The 22,282-nt window shown below is 38.2% G+C and carries 25 protein-coding genes and 1 pseudogene; 24 read left to right on the top strand and 2 right to left on the bottom strand.

Features of this window, described 5'->3' with window-relative positions; all coding sequences use genetic code 11:
• Nucleotides 1-75: 75 nt before the first annotated feature.
• Complete coding sequence (locus RBL01_RS10555; RefSeq protein ID WP_002342041.1) at nucleotides 76-492, top strand: ArpU family phage packaging/lysis transcriptional regulator; 417 nt, start codon at nucleotides 76-78, stop codon at nucleotides 490-492.
• Between the two features lie 260 nt (nucleotides 493-752).
• Nucleotides 753-890: a hypothetical protein gene (locus RBL01_RS10550; protein WP_010726910.1), complete on the top strand. Its 138-nt coding sequence runs from the start codon at nucleotides 753-755 to the stop codon at nucleotides 888-890.
• Here RBL01_RS10550 and RBL01_RS10545 read toward each other — a convergent pair.
• Complete coding sequence (locus RBL01_RS10545; protein ID WP_010726909.1) at nucleotides 871-1,185, bottom strand: hypothetical protein; 315 nt, start codon at nucleotides 1,183-1,185, stop codon at nucleotides 871-873. The two genes, RBL01_RS10550 and RBL01_RS10545, sit on opposite strands and share 20 nt — an antisense overlap.
• Before the next feature lie 76 nt (nucleotides 1,186-1,261).
• Here RBL01_RS10545 and RBL01_RS10540 point away from each other — a divergent pair, with 76 nt between their 5' ends.
• On the top strand, nucleotides 1,262-1,453 hold the full coding sequence (locus tag RBL01_RS10540; RefSeq protein WP_002341770.1) for a hypothetical protein: 192 nt from the start codon (nucleotides 1,262-1,264) through the stop codon (nucleotides 1,451-1,453).
• Here RBL01_RS10540 and RBL01_RS10535 read toward each other — a convergent pair.
• On the bottom strand, nucleotides 1,450-1,689 hold the full coding sequence (locus RBL01_RS10535) for a DUF1883 domain-containing protein (RefSeq protein ID WP_002341771.1): 240 nt from the start codon (nucleotides 1,687-1,689) through the stop codon (nucleotides 1,450-1,452). The genes RBL01_RS10540 and RBL01_RS10535 overlap by 4 nt on opposite strands.
• 510 nt (nucleotides 1,690-2,199) lie before the next feature.
• On the opposite strand from RBL01_RS10535, the gene RBL01_RS10530 reads away from it, so the two are divergent.
• From RBL01_RS10530 to RBL01_RS10430, 21 genes and pseudogenes are all read left to right on the top strand, one after another.
• The gene (locus RBL01_RS10530; protein ID WP_131500716.1) at nucleotides 2,200-2,412 is read left to right on the top strand and encodes a hypothetical protein; all 213 of its coding nucleotides are present in this window, start codon (nucleotides 2,200-2,202) and stop codon (nucleotides 2,410-2,412) included.
• Nucleotides 2,413-2,418: 6 nt separating this feature from the next.
• Entirely contained in the window at nucleotides 2,419-2,646 is a 228-nt protein-coding gene (locus RBL01_RS10525; RefSeq protein WP_307781058.1) for a hypothetical protein, read from the top strand.
• 184 nt (nucleotides 2,647-2,830) lie between these two features.
• On the top strand, nucleotides 2,831-3,280 hold the full coding sequence (locus RBL01_RS10520) for a hypothetical protein (RefSeq protein ID WP_307781059.1): 450 nt from the start codon (nucleotides 2,831-2,833) through the stop codon (nucleotides 3,278-3,280).
• Nucleotides 3,281-3,590: pseudogene (locus RBL01_RS10515) on the top strand (HNH endonuclease).
• Between the two features lie 37 nt (nucleotides 3,591-3,627).
• Nucleotides 3,628-4,626 (top strand): GIY-YIG nuclease family protein, encoded by a 999-nt coding sequence (locus RBL01_RS10510; protein WP_307781060.1) that lies wholly within the window; start codon nucleotides 3,628-3,630, stop codon nucleotides 4,624-4,626.
• 123 nt (nucleotides 4,627-4,749) lie between these two features.
• The gene (locus RBL01_RS10505) at nucleotides 4,750-5,109 is read left to right on the top strand and encodes a hypothetical protein (RefSeq protein WP_010722454.1); all 360 of its coding nucleotides are present in this window, start codon (nucleotides 4,750-4,752) and stop codon (nucleotides 5,107-5,109) included.
• Nucleotides 5,106-6,749 carry a terminase TerL endonuclease subunit gene (locus RBL01_RS10500; RefSeq protein WP_002338885.1) on the top strand — a complete coding sequence of 548 codons (1,644 nt, stop codon included), beginning with the start codon at nucleotides 5,106-5,108 and terminating at the stop codon, nucleotides 6,747-6,749. Before RBL01_RS10505 ends, RBL01_RS10500 begins: the two co-directional genes overlap by 4 nt.
• Nucleotides 6,750-6,774: 25 nt before the next feature.
• Nucleotides 6,775-7,929, top strand: coding sequence for a phage portal protein (locus tag RBL01_RS10495; RefSeq protein WP_002306372.1), 1,155 nt, complete (start codon nucleotides 6,775-6,777; stop codon nucleotides 7,927-7,929).
• Nucleotides 7,910-8,617, top strand: a complete 708-nt coding sequence (locus RBL01_RS10490) for a head maturation protease, ClpP-related (protein WP_251846079.1) — start codon at nucleotides 7,910-7,912, stop codon at nucleotides 8,615-8,617. Before RBL01_RS10495 ends, RBL01_RS10490 begins: the two co-directional genes overlap by 20 nt.
• A gap of 27 nt (nucleotides 8,618-8,644) precedes the next feature.
• Complete coding sequence (locus tag RBL01_RS10485; RefSeq protein WP_251846080.1) at nucleotides 8,645-9,760, top strand: phage major capsid protein; 1,116 nt, start codon at nucleotides 8,645-8,647, stop codon at nucleotides 9,758-9,760.
• A 77-nt stretch (nucleotides 9,761-9,837) separates the two neighbouring features.
• Nucleotides 9,838-10,128, top strand: a complete 291-nt coding sequence (locus RBL01_RS10480) for a head-tail connector protein (RefSeq protein WP_016176395.1) — start codon at nucleotides 9,838-9,840, stop codon at nucleotides 10,126-10,128.
• Nucleotides 10,109-10,489, top strand: coding sequence for a hypothetical protein (locus tag RBL01_RS10475; RefSeq protein WP_016176396.1), 381 nt, complete (start codon nucleotides 10,109-10,111; stop codon nucleotides 10,487-10,489). Before RBL01_RS10480 ends, RBL01_RS10475 begins: the two co-directional genes overlap by 20 nt.
• Nucleotides 10,482-10,886: a hypothetical protein gene (locus tag RBL01_RS10470; RefSeq protein WP_016176397.1), complete on the top strand. Its 405-nt coding sequence runs from the start codon at nucleotides 10,482-10,484 to the stop codon at nucleotides 10,884-10,886. The genes RBL01_RS10475 and RBL01_RS10470 overlap by 8 nt, the downstream gene beginning before the upstream one ends.
• Nucleotides 10,883-11,293, top strand: coding sequence for a hypothetical protein (locus RBL01_RS10465; protein ID WP_016176398.1), 411 nt, complete (start codon nucleotides 10,883-10,885; stop codon nucleotides 11,291-11,293). The genes RBL01_RS10470 and RBL01_RS10465 overlap by 4 nt, the downstream gene beginning before the upstream one ends.
• 78 nt (nucleotides 11,294-11,371) lie before the next feature.
• Nucleotides 11,372-11,956 carry a major tail protein gene (locus tag RBL01_RS10460; RefSeq protein ID WP_025481314.1) on the top strand — a complete coding sequence of 195 codons (585 nt, stop codon included), beginning with the start codon at nucleotides 11,372-11,374 and terminating at the stop codon, nucleotides 11,954-11,956.
• Between the two features lie 72 nt (nucleotides 11,957-12,028).
• Nucleotides 12,029-12,370 carry a hypothetical protein gene (locus tag RBL01_RS10455; RefSeq protein WP_016176400.1) on the top strand — a complete coding sequence of 114 codons (342 nt, stop codon included), beginning with the start codon at nucleotides 12,029-12,031 and terminating at the stop codon, nucleotides 12,368-12,370.
• A 61-nt stretch (nucleotides 12,371-12,431) separates the two neighbouring features.
• A complete protein-coding gene (gene gpG, locus RBL01_RS10450) occupies nucleotides 12,432-12,743 on the top strand; it encodes a phage tail assembly chaperone G (protein WP_002306383.1) in 312 nt (103 codons plus the stop codon).
• A gap of 194 nt (nucleotides 12,744-12,937) precedes the next feature.
• Entirely contained in the window at nucleotides 12,938-19,375 is a 6,438-nt protein-coding gene (locus tag RBL01_RS10445; RefSeq protein WP_307781061.1) for a phage tail tape measure protein, read from the top strand.
• Nucleotides 19,376-19,378: 3 nt separating this feature from the next.
• Nucleotides 19,379-20,200, top strand: a complete 822-nt coding sequence (locus tag RBL01_RS10440; RefSeq protein ID WP_002338875.1) for a phage tail domain-containing protein — start codon at nucleotides 19,379-19,381, stop codon at nucleotides 20,198-20,200.
• 8 nt (nucleotides 20,201-20,208) lie between these two features.
• Nucleotides 20,209-21,252, top strand: coding sequence for a phage tail protein (locus tag RBL01_RS10435; protein ID WP_307781062.1), 1,044 nt, complete (start codon nucleotides 20,209-20,211; stop codon nucleotides 21,250-21,252).
• Nucleotides 21,252-22,280 (top strand): hypothetical protein, encoded by a 1,029-nt coding sequence (locus tag RBL01_RS10430; RefSeq protein ID WP_307781063.1) that lies wholly within the window; start codon nucleotides 21,252-21,254, stop codon nucleotides 22,278-22,280. The genes RBL01_RS10435 and RBL01_RS10430 overlap by 1 nt, the downstream gene beginning before the upstream one ends.
• Nucleotides 22,281-22,282: the final 2 nt, after the last annotated feature.

Genomic DNA, 22,282 nt, shown 5'->3' with positions numbered 1-22,282 from the left:
AAAAGCCGGATCGCTCCGACTGATTCAATAAATCCAACACATTTATTATATCACATAAAGGAGCGGTTTGACTTGATGCAATTGTTACGAGAGGTAGATTTCAAACAGACAAGATGTAATGCGAGAGATGTGCTGAAGAACTTTCGGCGTTTGGAGCGGATGGCAGGTCGCTCTTTGATAGATATTAAGTCGCCGATTATAACGGATATGCCGAAGGCACCGAAATATGGAAACAAGGCAGAAGACGCGATCATTCAGATGATGGATATAGAAGCGGAGAGAGATGCGATTCTAGCGGCTTTGATGGCTCTCAGTCTGATTAGCCGTCAGATACTCTACTACAGCTTCTGTGACGTAAACAAGCACTCTAATTATGAAATAGGGCAATTGATACGAGGATACGGTGAAAAGAATGTAGAGAAGCTGAAATCTATCGCGCTGATCGAATTTGCAGAAGCATACAAAAAAGGCGTGTTAGTTCAGTATCGTTGATTTTGTAGGGTTTTTGTAGGGATAGTGTAGGGTTTTTGAGCAGTTTAACGTGATATTATGATAGTGTCGAAAGATTAGGAAACAGGACTTCGACAAAATAAAATGTAAGGGAGGAAATCTCCCTCATCGTTTTAATTAAGCTTCGATAGACAGCAACGGAAATATTAAGAATAAGGATGTGAATTTCAACTCCTTCTAAATTGTTCTTATTATCTATCATCCGTTGCTGTCTATTAATTTATGTATTGGAGAAAAAACGAATGGATAAAGAAATCAAAGCAACTGTCAAATTAGATTTGACTGAACTAAAAGAACTGCTCAACAAGGCTAGTGACCAAGTCGAACAGTTACAAGAAACTTTAGATGAAATTGCTAATTTTAAAATCCAAGTTTCTTAGCAGTATATTTTTTAGCAGCTGCACTCATGAAATCAGACCAAGTATCAAAATTTGTATTATCAGATACGAATGCATCCATTTGATCATCAGGAATCGCGGCAAACGATTCTTCAGAGCTGCAGTCAAATCCGCTAACCTCAAAGAATTCCTCAATGGAGTTAAATTTGGTATTAGCTGAAACAAAATCATTTGTAAATAACTCGGACATTGGAACGCTATGTTCACCGTCCATTTCTTGGGCAGCTTTTGCCATTTTGTTAAGTTTTTTACTTAAATCATCAAACCCGTTACTCATATATTCACCACCTATAATTTATTTCAGTAGACCACTTACCGATAAGAAAATTATACCAAAGAAAGGAATGTAAAAAATGAACACGGAAAGAATTGTTTTAGAAGCAGAAGAAAAAGAATTTATTGAAACGGTTATTAGTTTTGTAATTGAGAAAGGCTGGACGATTTCTAATTTGCAAAATGCTGTATCAAAAGCGGAAGATTATATGAAAAAAAATGCCACATTAACAGAGCTGACAATTGGTATGCCAGCTCAAACTAAAGATTAATAGAATCTATATTTGTATTGCCCACCACCACGAACAATCAAATACCATCTACCAGGACCACTGACTGTGATATTTACCGGTGTTCTAGTGTAATGTCCGCCGTAGTACTTAAATTTTTGACCAGAGTTCATTTTTCTGTAGTTCGTAGAATCGACCAAAAATACATCTGCGGTATGTTGAAGTTCTACTCTTACAGATAATGAACCGCTGGATTCAGCATAAGGAACCTGCACCATGTTTTTCACCTCCTTATCGGCTATTTCAGCGGACCACTCGCTGATAAATAAAATTATACGCTTAGGTCATTGGAAAAAGCTGATAGTGAATTTGCAGAAAAATACAATTTAACTAAATAATTAAAAAGGTTGGGGAAGAGAAATGATGGCGTTAATAATTTCAATTTTTGCGCTCTGTCTTAATGTCTATATGATTGGATTTAAAAATGGGCAAAATAAAAAATAGTAGCAGCCAAGAATAATTTTATAGTGTCACTGTGGCGGAAGTAGAAGACGCAAAGGTGGAGGTAGGAAGCGTATGGCGCACTATCGGGACCTTGTACAAAACTAGAAAGGACTAGTACGTGAGTGGTGCGATTCCACTCCAGTGACTTTAGCAACCGAGGGTGGTATGAACTCGTGTGGTGCGAGCCCTAGGGAGGAACAGGATAACCGCCTGTGTGTAGGTTGCTATTACATATTAGATCACTCTTTGAGTGGTCTTTTTTATTTTGGAAGGGGAGTAAACAAATGAACGAAAAACAATTAAGCGAGCTATTTAAATTGAATGAAGCAAATCAAACTGTGGAGGCAACATTCTATGAAGCTCAAAAAAGCTTAGCGTTAATCGCAAAACAAGCTAAGTATTTCTACGATCAGCTTATTCTGCAAGGATTTAATGACGCACAGGCTATGGAATTTATGATGCGAACCTTTTCTGCCAACAACCAACAGAAAGAGTGATACATAATGAGAAACTACTGGTATGTATCACTAACGAATAGGTATCCACAACCAAACACAGATGATCCAATCAGAGTGGTTCAGTCAGTCCAAATAAAAAAGAAGTACTCCATCATTGAAATGACCAGAGAAGCAATACCAAATGAGATTGATAAATGCAAACTTCTTTATTGCGGTCATGGCTATTGGAAAGACGAGTATATCCAATACAACATAGAGAGGTGGATAAGGTGACATACTTTGAATGCTTGCAGCAGTGTTTCAACTATGCAAGAGATAAGTTACCAGACACATACACCGTAGATGATGTTGCTATACATGTATTGAAGACTGAGAGCCATAGCAGTCCTGACGGCAGCAGTAAGGAGCAGGCGCTCGCGTGGTTCAAGTTCTTTAAGTGGATTAAGGAGGAAGAGTAATGAAGTTATTGGATTTGTTTCTAAAAAATAAAACTCAAGAGGTAAAGGATTATGAAACTCTATTAGCTTTGAGTGGGAATCCGGACACTCCTTTAGAACTAATTAATTCTCTTCGAATACAACAAGGGTTATCAGTGTTAGTTGACAGAGATCGGTTTCCTAAAGGGACAAGAATATTGAGTAAGCATGAGACGAATAAACTATTTCCAAAGGAACCTTACCTTCTAGAGATCAAACTAAAAGATACTGACTCAGTACCAGAGGTTTGGTACAAAGGTGAGAGGTTGGATGAATCGCCTAAAGGATTGGTAGATGTCTCCTATCATTGGAAGACTGATCAATTTACTAATGATGATAGAGGAGCGAACGACATCACGATTCAATACTTTTCTAGCTTTAATGATAAGTATCCAGATATGAAAACAATCGGACACAAGAGAGATATGTAGATGATTGAAGTAACTACAAAAGAGGACAGAGCGAAGTTCTATTCATCATCACAGTGGAAGAAGCTGAGACTAAAAGCATTAGAACGGGACCATTACGAATGCCAATGGTGCAAAGAGCAAGGCAAAGTGACAACAATTAACGATGCAATATTAGAAGTAGATCACATTAAAGAGCTTGAATATCATCCAGAACTCGCAACTGATATGGATAATCTAAGGGTTTTGTAAAGACTGCCACAATCGCCGCCATCATCGGTTTAATTATCGTCCCAAAAGCAGAGTTAAGAAATGGGCAGATGAGTGGTGGTAGAGAAATGGTTATAAAGTTCGTACAAGGAGTGAGTTAAATGAATTCCGGTATTTATCAAATAAGAAATATAGTTAACAACAAAGTGTATGTGGGCCAAACGAAACACTTTAAGCAGAGAGCTAATTCCCATTTTAGAGAACTTAGAAACGGCAAACATTATAACCGACATTTGCAGCGGTCATTTGATGCTTACGGGGGAGAAGTGTTTGTGTTTGAAGTTTTGGAGAGATGCGGCGCAACCGAATTAAATTCGCGAGAAAGGTATTGGATCGAAACAAAACGATCAGAATATGCAAAGTGCGGGTACAATGCTGCTTACGCAGTGACGTTGTTCAACAAGTATTCGAACGAACCAATAAATAAGTCCAGGCGTGTTCCTTCTGGGTTAGGCAGGTCGATGAAGCGATCTACATTAGAAAAGATAAGTTTAAAGAATAAAGCTTATTGGAATAATAAGACAGAGGAAGAACGATTATCTTTTGTTCTGAGTAAAAGTTCTTTGCCTCTTTCAAAAATCAAAGAAATTAAATTAAAGTTAGCTCATGAACTAGATAAGAGTACAACAGAAATAGCTGATGAAACGAACGCAAATAGAGTAATAGTAACTCATATATCTCAAGGGAGATGTTATCTAGGCGTTTTACCAGGCTTAAACATATTGATCAAGAATAGAACCATCATAAAAAATAAAAGAATAGACAAGAAAGCCATCTCTAAGTACAGGGATGGCTTTTCGTATGCTCTGATAGCTCTAGATTTAGGAATAAACGAGAGAAATATAATAAGAAGAATAAATAGTTTAAAAGATCAAAACGATGACAGAGCTAGAATAAACTCACAAAATTATATATTGAAAATTAATTATATAAAAGTGGCTCGGTTGAAGAAACAAGGATATACAGATAAACAAATAGCAGAAAAGTTGGGATGTTCACGCAGTGCAGTACAAAGACTAAAAAATAAATATAGAGAAATGATAATAACTGACGTAACAAAGACAAATGGATTGCCGAAACGATTAGTGTATGCAGTGTAAGTCCCCCCGGTCTAAAATATTTCAATGTTAAATGAGATTTTGGAAACCGGTGGATGGGTCAACTCCACAGATCTATTGATGATACGCGTATAACCCCCTCCCCAGAAGAAAGGAAGTGATTGGATGGCGGATTTAAAAATCAGAAATGAAAAGGTAGCAGCTGAGGAAAAACGATTGAATGACTTATTTTACGATCTTACAGATGACAAGAAAAAAGTCGTTTCTGGATTAGTAACTCAAGCAGCTAGATTAAAAATTTTGTTAGATGAAATGTGGATTGATATTTCTGAAAAAGGAGATTATGAATTATTCTCACAGTCAGAAAATCAGATTCCTTACGAAAGGGAGCGGCCAGTTGCTAAACAATACAACGCACGCGATCAATCTTATCAGCGGATTATAAAACAGTTGACAGATTATTTGCCAGAAGAAAAACGAGATGCTGTAAATAATGCAGCGTTAGATGGTAGTGATCTTCTATGACGTTGCTACAACCTTACTTTTTTGATGAGTATGTGGATTTGTATGAACGGGGAAAAATTCCGTTTAACAAAGAGCGTATCCAGCTTGTCGAGTATCTCAAAAAGGAAGTCCTTCCGAGAGATGATTTGTATTTTGACGATGAGATGATTCACAAATTTATTCGTTATGCCGAGAAAAATTTTTTTCCGTTAGCTAAATATCAGAAATTTATTACACCTTTCATTTTTCTTTACAAAAAAGAAGATGACGAGGTGTTTTTTAATGAAATTTTGAACTCTATCGCGCGCGGGGGTGGCAAGAATGGTTTCATGTCTGCACGAGATTCGTTCTTTATTTCCCCGCTCTATGGTGTGCGAAATTACGATGTGACTATTACTGCCAATTCGGAAAAACAAGGGAAAGTTAGTTTTAAAGAAGTCTATGAAACTGTTCAGGCGAAACGTTTAGAACAGCAGTTTTATTTAACGAAAATGGCAATCACCAATCGAGTAACGAATTCCATTTTTAGTTATCGGACCAACAACCCGAAAACGATGGATAGTGCTCGGGATGGCTGTTTAGAATTCGATGAAATTCACATGTTCGAGAACTCGGATATCGTGGACATTCAACGGAGCGGGCTAGGTAAGATTCAACATCCACGGACATTTTACAACGGAACGAATGGACACGTCCGAGAAGGCTTTTATGACCGGACATTAGAAAGAGCACAGAAAATTTTTAGTGGAGAAAACAAGAACGACCGTTTGTTTCCATTTATTTGTAAACTTGACACGATCGAAGAGATGGAAAAACCGGAATTATGGTCTAAAGCGAATCCGATGTTCGAAGAAGATTCTCCTTACGCCAAACGCTTGTATCAAACTGTTATGGACGAATACCTAAAGTTAGAAGAAGAGCCGTCTGGTCGCCGGGAGTTTGTCGTCAAACGGATGAATTTTACTGAAGGCGATATGGAATCAGATATTACTACGCACGAGAAATTAATGGCCACCGATCAGCCGATTGGTGATTTAAAAGGAAAATCGTGTGTCGCTGGATTCGACTATGCGGAAATTCGAGATTTCGCCAGTGTTGGGCTGCTGTTTAAACAAGACGAAAAATTCATCTGGCTACAGCATAGTTTCGCTAGAAAAGAATTTTTAGATACGTTCAAAATCAAAGCACCAATCAAAGAATGGGCAGATAAAGGAATATTTACAATCGTGGATGCTCCTTCAATTTCTCCTCAACTACTAATTGATTGGTTGAATGAAAAACGTGAATTGTATCAGATTGAAATGGTGTGTGCCGATGGCTATCGAATGGACCTGTTGCAACCGCTATTGGAAAAAGAAGGTTACAACTATGAATTCATTCGGAATATTCGAGGAGTCCAATCCAAAGTTGCTCCAATCATCGAAGACGGGTTTGCTAACGAAAAATTTATTTTTGGCGATGATCCATCAATGCGATGGTACACGAATAATAGCTACGCCAAAGTTGATAAATCAGGAAACAAAACATTTTTGAAAAAAGAACCAGTCCGTCGAAAAACAGACGGCTTCCATGCCTTCTTGGCTGCTTTATATAAACGAGAAGAGATCCAAGATGTTGATTTGGAGGGCTTCTTTGACATGATGGAAGATTGGGATTTTTAAAGCAGCGAAGGGAGGTGAGTAAATATTGGGAGTATTTCAATCGTTTTTTGATATTTTCAAAAAAAATTCAGAGATTGAATTAAGTTACGACTTTGACACGTTGATTGACGAATACAACACGCTGTATTTGAAGCATTTAGCAATCGATACCTGTGCAGAATTTATAGCACGAATATTCAGCCGGTCAGAGTTTCGAATTCGGAAAAACGGGCAGCCGATCACGAACGAGTGGACGTATTTATTAAATGTACGCCCGAATCTGGATCAATCAGCTTCTTCGTTTTGGCAACAAGTCGTTTACAAGCTAATCACTGAAAACGAAGTATTGATCGTACTTTCTGACGATGATCAATTGTTGATTGCTGAAAGCTACGTTCGAAAAGAATATGCGTTGTATGACGATGTTTTTGAAAGTGTGGGGATGAAAGGCTACGAGTTCAAACGAAAGTTTCCGATGAGTGAAGTCATTTTTTTACAATACAACAACAACGACTTGAATAGATATGTTCGTGGATTGTACGAAGATTACGCTTCTCTCTACAACCGAATGGTTGAAGTAGCTATGCGAAATCATCAGATTAGAGCGACGGTCGGAGGTAAAGAAGGCCGAGGTTTTGATGACAAATTACAAAAGAAAGCTCAATCGTATATTGATAAACTGTACGAAAAATTTCGAAAAGACTCAGTTGCTATTATTCCGATGCAACAAGGGCTTGAGTATAACGAACTCACAAATACTGTAGGTGAGACGAATCAATCTATTGATGAGCTCAAGAAACTGAAACGCCAGTTTGTGGATGAGGTTGCCGACATTTTAGGTATTCCTTCAACAATTTTGCATGGAGAGTTAGCTGATTTAGAAAGCGCTCAGACAGTATTGAATAAATATTGTGTGAAATCGTTGAACAAAAAGATTGAAGACGAATTGAACGCAAAGACAATCAGTAAGGCGGAATACGTTGCTGGAATGGAAGTTAAAGTCGTTGGTGTGGATAAAAAAGATATCTTTGATTTGGCAGACGCAGTAGATAAGTTAATTTCAAGCGGTGGATTCAATCGGAATGAAATTCGTGAAGAAGTCGATTACGAAAGTATCGAAGGCGGCGATGAGTTTTATATCACTAAAAACTATGAGAAAGCGAAAGGAGGGGAGGAAGTAAATGACGAAACTGGAAATTAAAGGAACGATTATTTCTAATAATCAAAAATGGATTTACGATTTGTTTGAAATGGACAGCACATCACCGAAAGATATTTTATTGCCTGAAAACAATGAACCGCTAGAGGTCGTGATTAATTCGGGAGGTGGTGACGTATATGCAGGTAGTGAGATTTACACAGCTTTGCGCGCTTATCAAGGTGACGTGACTGTGAAAATCGTAGGTATTGCTGCAAGCGCCGCAAGCGTGATTGCAATGGCTGGAAACACAATTGAAATCAGCCCGACTGCTCAAATTATGATTCATAATGTTTCAAGAGCTGCTGCTGGCGATCATCGAACGTTAGCTCACGAAGCAGAAGTATTGAAAAATTATAACTTGTCGATTGCGAATGCTTATATCGGTAAAACGGGTCTTGAAAAAGAAAACTTACTTGAACTAATGAATCATGAAACCTGGTTGACAGCAGAACAAGCAGTAGAGAAAGGATTTGCGGACAAAGTAATGTTTCAAAATGAAGAAGCACCTTTACTAGTCGCAAGTGTCTCGCCGGTTATTCCGCCAGACGCGATTTCAAAATTGGCAGAAAAGTTAAAACCACAGTTTGATTTAGATGAATTGGCAAATAAAGTAGCAGAAAAACTAAATACTAAAAAACAAGAATCGATTGAACCAGAAAATGATGGTTTGAAACGGTTCTTTTTTTAATACAAAAAAATAAGGAGGTCATACTGAATGACTATGAAACTATCAAACGAATTCAAAACAATTCGTGACAACTTTTTGGCGGCGGTTAACAATAATGAGCCTGCTGAAAAACAAAATGAACTATACGGTGCAATGCTCGATGAATTGCTGAACGAAGCAAAAAAACAAGCACGTGCTGAAGCAGAAGGGCTGATTGCTGCTAATCCGGCAGACGCTAAACTTTCTGCACGAGAACGGAAATTCTTTAATGCAGTTACCACTGACGTTGGCTACAAGGAAGAAAAATTACTTCCGCAAGAAACAATCGATCGCATTTTTGAAAACTTAACTACTGCTCATCCATTGTTAGCAGAAATCGGTATGGTAAACGCTGGATTGCGTTTGAAATTCTTAAAGTCTGAGACTAGTGGCGTGGCTGTTTGGGGTAAGATTTTCGGAGAAATCAAAGGTCAATTGGACGCTGCATTCAGTGAAGAAGAAGTGATTCAAAATAAATTAACGGCGTTCGTTGTAATTCCGAAAGATTTGAAAGACTTTGGCCCTGCTTGGATCGAATCTTTTGTATCTACTCAAATCGATGAAGCTTTTGCAGTCGCTTTAGAAGCGGCGTTCTTAGCAGGAGACGGAAACGGCAAGCCAATCGGCTTAAATCGTCAAGTACAAGCTGGCGTGGCTATCAGTGGCGGAGTATATCCCGAAAAAACGTCAATTGGTGATTTAACTTTTGCTGATTCTGCTACTACAGTCAAAGAATTAACGAACGTATACAAACACCATTCCACTGACGAAAAAGGTCGTGCTGTTGCTGTTGATGGCAAAGTAGTCATGGTTGTTAACCCTGCTGACGCTTGGGATGTTAAACGCCAATATACTTCTTTAAATGCTCAAGGCGTGTATGTAACTGCGTTGCCTTACAATTTAAAAATCGTTGAATCTTTAGCACAAGGTTCCAAAAAAGTCGTTACTTTCGTTAGCGGACGTTACGATGCTTACATCGGTGGCGGTATCACTTTGCGTAAATACGACCAAACTTTAGCAATCGAAGACATGGATTTGTATACTGCTAAACAATTTGCTTATGGAAAAGCAAAAGATAATAAAGCTGCTGCAGTGTGGGGATTAAAAGTATCCGAGGGAAAATAGAGTCCCCCGCAGTTATTAATGTTGAACCGACAAGTGACGGAGCAACAATTGCACTGCGATAGAAAGGGGCGTTTCTATTGGAAGAGAAATTGCTAAAAGATTTCAAATCGCGGATGAGAATCTTTCATACTGCTGACGATGACAACTTAGAAAATATTTTGGAAAGTTCAACTGCGGCAATAAAGCGTTGGTGCGGAAGTGAAGATATTACTAAGCCAGAAATTCGAGAATTAATCATTGAACGTAGCAGATACGTTTACAATGATTCTCTCGAATTTTTTAATGAAAATTTTTTGTCCGAATTAATGGCCGTCTCTCTCTCGAATTATGTGGAGGAGGACGTTAGCGATGAAGAAACCAACGTTTGAGTATCAGAAGCCTAAAGTTAATAATGGTGCGATGAGAACGCCAGTTGAATTTTTTAGCTATAAGCCAAAACCAGGGCCGATGCCTGGTGAAGAAGAAAAACAAATTATTTTTAACTGCTTTGCTGAAATATATAATCCGTCGATGAAAGATTTAGAAATTTTAAACTCTAAAACGACTAAGCAGGCGGTTACAGTTACTATCCGAGATCCGCAAGAAAACTATTTAGTCTCTAATAAACATTATGTGGAGATTTTAGACAGGCGCTATAGCGGAATCAGGTGGAATATTGCTGATGTTCGAAATGATTTTACGGATAATCGTTTCGTTACGATTCTTTTGGCGGTGTATGCCGATGAATAGTGTAGAAGTTAAAGGCGTAAACGAAACGTTAAAAGCAATGGAAAAAAGACTTGGTGATAAAAAAGTCCGATCGATTGCTCGCAAATCAATCAATACCGGCGCTGAGAAAGTCGAGAAACGTCTGCAGTCTGACATGCTCGTTTTTAAAGATCAAGGATATACGATTGATGAAGTTGTTCGTAAAAATGCGACGTATAAAAATTACAATACTGAAGCAGAAATCGGTTGGAATGGTCCACATCAACGTTATCGATTAATCCATTTAAACGAATGGGGCTATACAAGAAACGGACGTCAGATTAAGCCACGTGGGTTCGGGGTTATCACAAAATCGTTAAAGAATTCTGAACCCGTGTACTTCGAGACAGTGGCATCGGAGGTAAAGAGAAACCTATGAAAGATATATTAATGATTATTTACGAGGCGTTAATTTCGAATGCCTACATCCACGAAATGACTTATAACAGCGATTCGCAAGAATATCGAATTAAGTTTTATGAGCAATCTGAAATAGCTGATAAATCAGGTGCATTTATCACACTTCGGCCCGTCGATGTACCGAATGAGGCCTATCACGGTAGTGATCAAGAGCTTTCGATTGAGCATTTAATCCAAATTGATGTTGAATCAAAATATCGAGCGACTTCGAAACAAATTCAGTATGAAATAAAAAAAGAGATGAAGAAACTCGGCTTTGGTCAACTGTCTGGTCAGGGTTTAGACGAATATTTCCCAGAAACAAAACGTTATGTAGACGCTCGACGATATGACGGGAATACACGAATTTACGATACACAATATTAAAACAGAATAACAGGAATTAAGACACGAAAACTCGTGTCTTTTTTTGTTGTCAAAAAAAATTGAAAGAGAGTGATTATATTGACACTTGTAGGATTTAAAAAAATGACAATCGGAATTTTTGATAAGGACGGTAAAATTCCAAAAGATAATCAATTTGTTATTGAAGGTAAACAGGACAAAGGTGCAACAGTATCCGCAGAAATTAGCGGTTTATCAAAAGAATCTACGAAAGTTTATGGATCAGATATTGCATACTACATTTCACAAAAAGGGACAGGCGATGTTTCAGCGACATTTGGATTGTTAGATTTACCAGAAGATTTGAACGATAAAATTTTAGGATATAAAACGAATGACAACAAAATTAGCTTCTTAGGTGAAGATACTGAACCACCATATTGTGCAGTTTTAATGGAATCTGCTGATTTAAGTGGTGAAACAGCTATGTTAACTATTTTTAAAGGTAAATTCAGTCGAGAATCAATTAATTTGAATACAACTACTAACGAAGCATTCGAACCTGAAGCAGAAGAGTATGTATTCTCTGCTATTGCTAATGATACAGAAGGCGATGCGAAGGGGCAATCGGTTGCTAAATATGTCGGTAAGGAAGAAGCAGCTATCACAGCATTGCGTACTATGACTTTTCCAGCGGGGAAGTAGTTAGCCCTGTCGTTGGAAAAGTCACCCCAACGACGAATGGGGCAACAATCGCACTAAGTTAGGAGAATGATCATGCCAGAAACATTTAAAATTTATAAAAAAGATGGAACCAAAGTTGTGGAGGGAGCAAGTCCTCTGACAATCACTGGAATTGCAGCAAATACTCAAGTTGTACAGGGTGATTATCAAGCAGTTCGAGTAACCAATGATGTTGAATCGGCGAAAGTTGATATTCCAGCTTTTAAGACATTGCCCGAACAAGAACCGGAAACACCCGGCTTTGATCCTGAAGGAGACGTAAAGCCAACAAATGACAATACTGTTGAAGAAATTAAAGCATGGTTGACAGCACATGGTATTGATTACATTGGAAAGACGCTTAAATCAGATTTGCTTGCATTAGTACCAGCATAGTTTTTTTAGAGGACTGTAGTAGTCCTCTTTTTTATTTGAAAATATTAGGAGGAAATCATAGATGGCACAAGTTCGAATTGAATTAAAAAATAAAAAAGGCAAAAAAGAAGTCTTTGAGAAATTAGAAACAACCGGGAAAGACTATCGTTTAGCTTTGCAAACAATTAAAAAATTAAATGCAGAAAAAATCATGGTGTGGGATCAGTTAGATATTTATTTAGCTTTTGCAGTGGAAATTTTCAAAGCAGACAAATTGACCTCTGATCAAATTTTAGATGGGTTGCCTTCTGAAACAACTCGCGAAACATTAGACGGTCTATTAGGACAGGTAATGGGGATTGAAAGCGATCCAGATCCAGAAGCAAAAAAGTAACCCCAGAAGAAGCGGAAGAAATGTATATGGACCTGTGTAGAGAATTAACGAAACAGGGATGGTCTCTCTCTGATATTGAAAATAATTCTTTTGACACGTTAATTGAAATTGCTTGTGTAAGTCCGAAAAAAGAAAAATCAAAAGAAGTCGACCTAAAAGATTTCATCAAATCCATTTAGGAAAGGAGGAAAATTATGGCAAACGGAAAACCAATTGGAAATATGAAGGTTATTTTGGATTTGGATAGTTCCGCCTTTTCTAAAGGACTAGAAGGTGCTAAAAAAAGCGTCGCTTATAACACAAAGGCTATGAAGGCCCAGATGCAAGTGATGAATTACTCAGGCGACAAAGTGGGTGCTTTGCAAGCCAAATATGACGGACTTAGCAAAACGCTTAGCTCTAACGAAAAGTACATGAGTAAGTTAAAGACTCAGTATGATAAAAGCTTCGACGCGAACGGTAAAGCAACGGCTTCCACTGCTAAATATGCAAATGAATTGAATCAAGCGATTGCTAAGTCTGCTAGTTATGAAGCTCAGATGAAAACTACTACAGGACAAATTGCCCGCATGAAGGTAGAAACAGAAGGTGTAACTGGGAAACTTAAAGCACAATCTGATCAGTGGATTAAGTCAGGAAAGAAAATTGAATCTTTCGGTAAAAAAATGTCTAGCATAGGAAGCACATTGACCATGTCTGTTACAGCGCCGATCGCTGCTGGGTTTGGATTGGCTACTAAGAAGGCTGTTGATTTTCAAACTCAAATTGGTGAAATTGGTCCATTGTTGACCAACGGTGGGAAAATGACAACCGAATATCGCAATCAATTAGATCAGATGTCTGATAGCTCGAAAAAATGGGCGAAGGAATATGGTGTTTCTACTACTGAAATAAATACTGGTTTAGCAGAAATTGTTCGTAAAGGTTATGACGCGAATCAAACGCTTGGTGTAATGCCTTCTATTTTAGATGCTACCAAAGCATCCGGGGATGACTTCAACGATGTAATGAATGTAACTACTGAGGTAATCAGTCAGTTTAATTTAAAAGGCAAGGATTACAATAGTACTGTTAAGAACGCAACACGTGTGACGGATGCGTTGACTTATGTGGCTAATGCAACTTCTGCTGGTTTCTCAGATTTAGGACTAGCGATGGGGTATGTGGGACCAGTAGCGAATAGCTTAGGCATGGATGTAGAAGAAACTGCTTCAGCAATCGGATTACTTAGTGATGCAGGTATCGGTGGAGAAAAAGCCGGGACAGCACTACGAGGGGCTTTGACACGCTTATTGAAACCATCAAAACAAAATATCGCTGGTTTCGAGCAACTAGGAATTTCTGTGGACGAGTTTAAGAACGGCACACTCACCCTCCCAGACATGCTCAACAAGATCAAAACGAACACTGAAGGATGGACAGATGCCCAGCGCACGTCTGCAATCGCATTGGCATTTGGTACAGAATCGCAATCAGCGATGAATGTTTTGGTCAATCAAGGCGGAGATGCTCTAAAAGGATTGACTAAAGAAACTTACGATGCGAATGGTGCAACGAAAGAAATTGCAAAATCGATGAACAATTTGCCGGCTAACAAATTAGCTCGATTTAAAGAATCTTTGAATGTGTTAGCTATTACAGCTGGTGAAAAGTTGCTCCCTATCTTTACCCCAATCATTGAAAAATCAACCAAACTAATCAATAAGTTTTCAGAACTTGATGATGCATCGCAGAAAAATATCATTAAGTGGGTTGGCATAGCAGCAGCAGCTGGTCCCACTTTGAAATTGCTTGGTGGTGGTATTGCTGTAGTTGGAAAAACTCAAACAGCTGTAGGAAAATTAACTGGTAGTTTGGTTGACTTAGTTGCGAAAGCTGCTCAAAAAAAGGCAATGGATAGTTTTTCTACAACAGTTACTACTATTGGAACCACAGCTGCTAAGACCGCAGGCGCAGGTGGGCTAGGTAGTTTAACTTCTGCTTTAGGTCAGTCAGCAAGCGCAGCGAGTGCGGCAGCAGGTTCTGGTGGTATCGGCGCATTTACTGGATCACTAGGTCTATTAAGTCCTGCGCTTCTTGGTATCGTTGGAGTAGGCGGTGCGCTGGCTCTAGGTTATGGTGCATGGAAAACTTTTGGAGAAGAAGCGTGGAATTCTTCTCAACGTGTAAAAGAGTGGGGATCTGACGTCGGCTCCCAAGTTGATAGTACTTTAGATACTGTAAAAGAAAAAACAAACGAAACCTCGGGTCAATTTGGTCTAATGGTTCAAGGGTTCGATCAAGATACTGGGCCTATGGTCAAAAATTTTGAAACCATCGGCGCTACAATTGAATCTAGTTTAACTAAAAAAGTAGAAGGATTAGATAATCTATTAAAGAATCTACCTGGAACCGTGACTGATTCAATGAAAGAAATTATTGAAAATGAAAAAGAAATGAATCAGTCAGCTCTGGAAAAAATCCAAGAAAATAATGATCGCATTAAAGAAATAAGAGAAAAAGCGTCAAAGGAACATCGTGACATAAGTGTCGCAGAAGCGCAGATGATTAGTGATCTCTCGAAAAATACAGCTGAACAATATGTTAATACTTTAGATGTATCTGCTGAACAACGTAAAGCTATATTAAATTCTATGACTGGGGATGTATCCCAAGCTAGTAAAGAGCAAGCTGAGACTTGGCTTAAATCTTTAGGAGAACAAAGAAATGCCTCTCAAAATCATACAGCACAAATGAGAAAAGAACAGGAAAAATGGTTAAAAGATTGGGGCTATAATCTTGACGGTGAATTTGCCCAAAAATATTTAGCTGAATGGGATAAAATCAATGACGCAACAACTGATGGTTTCGATAGTCAAATAGCTGCAATTGTTGAAAAATATCCTGAATTAGCTGATAAAATTCACCTTGCAACAGGAGAAGTAATAGCAGCTAGTGCGAATACAAGCCAATATCTTATTGAAGATAACCAAAAGCTTCTAGACAATGCTGGCTATATGGCTGATAAACTAGCTGAAAATGCAAAAAAGAATGCTGATACATTAAAATGGGTGGCTAAAGAAGGAACTGACGGTGCAAAAGAATGGAACTCTTTAGAGCTTCTTGATAAAGAAGGAAACGTAAAGACGAACGCCCCAGAAATAATTAAAGAAGCTTCAAAAAATATTACAACATGGAATAACCTTAAGATGGTTTTACATGATGCAAATATAGACAGTAATGCTAAAAAAATGATTGGCGAAGCGGCGATAGCTAATGATTTGTGGCGTGGCATGGCTTGGGAAGACAAAGAAGCGGTGCTTCAAGACGAATTTAGCATTAATGTTTATAAAGCATTAGAATCTTCCGGAAAATGGGATGAGCTTGATTTTGAGCAGAAGAAAGCTGTTCTATACTCGAATACTCCTGAAGTGATGGCTGAAACTTTATTTAATTTAGGTTTGTGGAATGACTATCAACCAGAAATTAAAAACTTGAATGCAAAAAATTATGATTTTCTACAAACACTTTCTAAATCTGAGGAAAAATTAAAAATTTGGAATGAGACACCAGTTGACATTAAGGAATTATTTGCAAAGAATACTGATTTTCTGAATAAGATATTTTCTTCAGAAGAAAAATTGAATCTATGGAATTCAATTCCTGATTCAGAGAAAAAACTTCTTGCTGATAACATGGATTTTTTAACTAAAATTTCGACTTCAAAAGAGAGTTTGAATCAATGGAACCAGTTGCCAACTGATCAAAAAAACATCTTGGCTAATAATGAAGATCTGTTAAACAAAATATTTGCATCAGAAGAATCTTTCAATGCATGGAAAGCAATTCCTGACCCTATCAAGCGGATGCTTGGAGATAATGTTGATATTTTAACTAAAGTCAAAGATGGAACGATCAGCGTTGATGAGTATAACAAAAATGTATTTCCTTTACTGAAAAGAATATTAGGTGACAATTCAAGCTTGACGGGTGCCATTAGTGATGTGACTGGTTTAATAACTAATTATAACGATAAAGTTAATCCGGTTGAAAAAGTGCTAAATACATCAAGTAACGCTTCTGAGGTATCGTCCGCACTTGATATATTGAACTCTTCGTGGGAACGTATTCCTAAGGAAAGTTCTAAAAAAATTAATGTTGACTTTATAGGTCCGATGCCGAAAAATGCGAAAGGAACAAACTTCCATCCTGGCGGAGCAGCTATGGTAAACGATCAAAAAGGATCAACTTACGAAGAGCTTGTAACTTTACCAAATGGAGAAGCTTTTATTCCCAAAGGGCGTAATGTTGTTTTAGATCTTCCACGAGGGTCGAAAGTGTTGAAAGCCTCCAAGACTAAACAATTAGTTTCTAAATATGCTGATGGTATAGGAAATATAACCACTATTTCAACCGCGCCGAATTTCGATGCTTTAATCTTAGCTATTAATGAGCTGACGGCAGTATTAAGAAGTCAGCAGCCAATAAGCAATCAGTCAACAACTGATACAAAGGTTGCGCAACCGATTATTCCTGACGCTTTATCAGAAAAATCAGATCAATATCTTGCCATTGGATCAGAGTGGCTGACTAATTTAATGAACGGCTGGAACTCAGTTGTTCCTCAATACATGAGCAGCGAAACGCTCTTTATTACGAATTATCTTAATGCCCTTAAATCGCAAAATAACCCTAATTATCTACAGGGGGCAACTTGGAATAAGAATTTGATGAGTGGCTGGAACAGTTTGACAGGTACGTTCATTGCTACAATTAATTCATTTTGCAATCAAGCGATGGTGACGCTTAGAAACTACAACACGCCTATGTACAATAACGGGCGAACTTGGCAGCAGAACAATCTAAACGGTTGGAATTCGTTATACGGATCATTTATAGCCCGTGTAAACCAACTCGGCAATGATTCGATTAACAATCTTCGTTCTAAAAATGGCGGATTTTACAATGCAGGCTCATTCCTGCTGCAGTCATTAATCAATGGAATGAATTCAATGGGCAATTCTCTAGCTTCTACAATGAACAGCGTAGCGAATACGATGGTCGGAGGCATGGGAAAAGGTGTTAATGGCGTTATCTCTGGCGTTAACTATGTTCTTAAAGAAGTAGAGTCAAGCAAGAGTATTGGTAACTGGGCAATCCCTCAATATGCTAAGGGAACTGAAGGTCATCCAGGCGGACTCGCTATGATTAACGACCAAAAAGGATTCGTACATGAAGAATATGTTCAGATGCCTGACGGTCGTGGGTTTATTGCTAAAGGTCGGGATCTCTTGGTTAACCTACCTAAAGGAGCCCAAGTATTAAATGCTTCCCTAACCAAAAAATTAAAAGAACGATTAAATGTTCCGCGTTATGAAAATGGTGTCGGAAATTTAGATATCGTTGATTTACTTGATGATGAAAAAAGAATGTTGGAATTCTTAACTAGCAAAGTTGATTTTTCAGGTATTAATGAGCGGTGGCTCGATATGACTAAATCAGGAACCAATTTGATGTCTAAAGCTGCAAACACAATGCTTCAATCGAAATTGAGTGAATTCTTTACTCATGGAAATTTTGACGGGGCAGTTAATGCCAACGGCGTTTATCAATATTTAGTTGACGTCGCACAGAAAGTGATGGGTAAGTTCCCAGGACTTACGGTAACGTCGGGTTATCGAGCAGGAGATGCTTATTATCACGGAAAACGTCAAGCTATTGACTTAGCTTATCCAGGTATATCAGGAGATCCTAGATATACAGCAGCTGCTAATTATGCTTTCGAGAAATTCCCTTCAAAAATTGCGTATGTCATTACGAATGGGCGTGTACGTGACCGTGCCGGGTTATCCGGAACTGGCGCAAGCGGACAATGGACGAACTGGCCAGATGGTGATCACTTTGATCATATCCATTTAAACGGTTCGATGGGGTCTGGCGATATATTCAATGGAGGAGTTGGAGGAAGTGGTGTTGCACGCTGGCGTTCTTATGTGTCTAAAGCATTGAAAATGAATGGATTACCAGCTACAGCAGCTTATATAAATGCCTGGATGTCCCAAATCCAAACGGAATCTGGTGGTAATGAGAAAGCAATCGGCGGCAATGATGGGCTCGCTGAAGGCAATGCAACAGGATTACTTCAAACGAAACCCGGAACTTTTGCAGCTAACGCTTTTCCTGGTCACGGAAATATTATGAACGGATTTGATAACATGTTAGCAGCAATCAATTATGCTAAGAAACGTTACGGAGTTGCAGGTATGTTGCAAGTTATCGGGAAAGGACATGGATATGCCAATGGCGGTTTAATTACCAAAGACGGACTATATCGAGCAGGAGAAGGAAATAAACCAGAAATGGTTATTCCATTGACAAGAAAAACAAGAGCTATTGAATTGATGGGTCAAGCATTAGCTTTCCTTTCTGGCGATGACAAGAAACACTCCAACACTGCAAATACAGCTGATAATTCAGCAGAGCTTGTAACTTTGATTAAACAGCAACAAAAACAGCATAATGAGTTAATGATGATTCTTAGAGCGATTCTTGGAAAAGATTTAAGTCTCAAGTCTTCTGACATTGGGCAAGCTGCTAATCATTATATGGGCTCTGATTTGAATAAACTTCGATATGCGAATGGAGGTGTTTGATAATTGTTTTACAAATTACAGTTCAATCAAAATGGGAAGTTGTTTGATCCGCAAAGAAAAGAAAAAATTGTATGTAAAGAAATCAAACGTCAAGCACCAGTGTATGAAGTGAATTACGAAGATTTTGAAGGAACGAACGGTAGCAGAGAATCTAATGCTAGTTTTCGTCCTTTTGAATTAGTGCTGACTTTTGATATCTTTTACAAAAATAAGCATGATAAAGAACTGCTATTAACAGAGTTCTATGAGCTAATTTTTGTTGGTTATCAATATTACATTTCCTATGATTTAAGCCCAGGGAAAAGATTTAAAGTAAATCCAACAAATTTCGAAATTACTGAGGAAGAGAACGATTATTCTACGATAGAAATAACCTTTAATATTCCATCAGGGAGTGCTGAATCCATCGCCACTACTTTGTCGGATTTTAACCTAGAGGAAGAATGGCAGTTCTCGCAAGGTCTAGTGGCGGAAGATTACAAGTATACGCATCAGACTAGTCACTTCATTATTTACAATGCTGGAAGCTTTGAAATTGATCCACGTGAACATTATCTGCGGATCGCATTAGAAGGAGAATCAGAAGGAAATGTGACGATTTTCAATAAAACAACTGGCGATCGATTCATTTATTATCCTTCTCTCTCAACTAATTTAGGGCAGACGTTAGTTTTGGATGGTGTATACCCAAAATTGAATGGTGTAAGTTGTGGTATTGATACAAACCATGGACTAATCACTTTAGCTGAAGGAGTCAATGAAATCGAGATCCAAAATATTACTCGCGTGAAATCTTCATGGGATTTCCGTTTCTTATATAAGTAGGTGATTGAGTGACTGATTTAATTATTCGAAATTATGAACAAACCAAAGAAGAAATCCTTGTCGGTTATGACAAGGGTTCTTTTTATGAAAACTGGCAACAAAATGAAACGTGGGAGATTGGCTTTACCGTTACCAGCAATTCGTTGAATCAAGAAGTATTTGATTTAGTTGAATACGAGTCTTCTGTTTTCTACAACGGACAGGAATTTGTGATCAAAGAAATGACTCGCAAAGCACTTGGACAGTTGTTGACGAAACAAGTAGTTGCGACACATATCTATTACACCGTTCAAGATGGTTATCAGTACGATACAGTAACTGGTGCGAGATCTATTAGCCAGTTACTCACACATGTATTTAGTGCAGGGAGTCGCGGCTTTACATGGGAAGTCATTGATCCAAACAAGAAATTCCTTACAGTCGAACAAGAAAACTTCGGTAATGCGAATTATTTGAAGCTGATCAATGAGATTCTGACTGACTATAATGCAGTCGTGATTCCGAATAATAAACATCTAACTTTCTATCCCGCCAGTGAGTACGGCCAGCAGACGGAAGAACAGATTCGCTATAAATACAATACAGATGAAGTGTCATTCGATATTGATACGTACAGTCTAAAAACACAAATCAAAGGCTATGGAAAATTGAAGGATGGCGCAAATACTGAGAATCCTAAAGATAGTGACTATAGATTTACTCCTATCACTTACACAAGTCCCGAATCACAGAAATGGGGAATCAGGATACAAGATCCTGTTAAAGACGAACGGTATACCGTATCAGGGAACATGCTCGAGCGGTTAAAGACAGACTTGCAAGACTATCCAAGTATTTCGGGATCCGTAACCTTGAAATGGAAAATCAGTCCCAACAAAGGTGATCACGTTCCATTCATTTATGAACCTTTGAATATCAATACCTATATTCAAGTGGTAGGAATCAAGACGTATCCAGCATTGGAAAATAAACCGCCAGAAATCACATTGAGCAACACAAAGAAAACAATGACGTCGATACTCGCTGAAATGGCGAAGAAAGGAGTGATTTGATGGGGTTATTAAAATTAATCAGTAACCGTATCTCTACGGAATGGAAAGAGAAATTTAATAAAAACATTGACTACCTCAATGATCTTGAAAAGAAACTATCTGACCAAGACAAATCAACGAATAGTCGTATTGATAATCTCGTGCTTCATTCAGGTGGCGAATCGCCGAATGAAGTGGTTGATGCACGAGTTAACAATAAAGGGAAAGTTTTTGACACACTGCATGGCAGACTATTAGAACATGAAAATCTGTCGGACGAACAAATTAGCGAACTGAATACAAACATGGATAGTCAAAAAGAGCAAGTTCAACAATTGAACAAGTCTGTTCAACAAATTATTGGTGGATATAATGAGCCAATTGACATTTATGTTTCCAAAAATGGTAGTGATGTTTCTGGTGATGGATCAGAAGAAAAGCCATTCCTGACCATTCAAACAGCAGTGAATAATGTCCCGCTGATTACAACGTCTCAAATTACTATTTGGGTGGATAGTGGAGCTTACTTAGAAGATGTCATGATTAGAAATTTGAATTTCACATCATTTTTAATTCGACCTATCGATAATTTTGACACTATTGATCCATCAAAATCAGATTTGCCCGTTAAGGTACGATCAATTTGTTTTACGGCATGTAAAGGCTATTGTCAAGTCGCCGGTATGCAAATTGTGGATACAGCAAACGGAGCAGACTATGGAATCAGAAATGAGCAGAGTGGCTATATGGCAATCAATAGATGTAAATTCGCAGAGAACACAAAAACACTTGCAAGATATAATGCAGTTTATGTCGGCGGAACATCAAAGATTAATATGTACGGAGACACGACGTTGATTAACCAGAAAGTGGCAATTTATGCTGTCTTGATGGGTGAAATTATTGTCAGTGCATTTGGGTCAGGGAATGATATAGGAATTTTATGTGAGAACGGAACTGCTAGAGGAACTGTATCACCTTCTTTTGCCACAACCCCAACAAAAACTATTGGGAACGGCCTTATCATTACTAAAGGGACGGTGTTGTAATA

This window comes from Enterococcus sp. SB12 (assembly GCF_030910025.2).
GTDB lineage: Bacteria > Bacillota > Bacilli > Lactobacillales > Enterococcaceae > Enterococcus_B > Enterococcus_B faecium.
The sequence above is the reverse complement of the archived record's forward strand: the minus strand, read 5'-3'. Positions and strand labels throughout refer to the sequence as shown.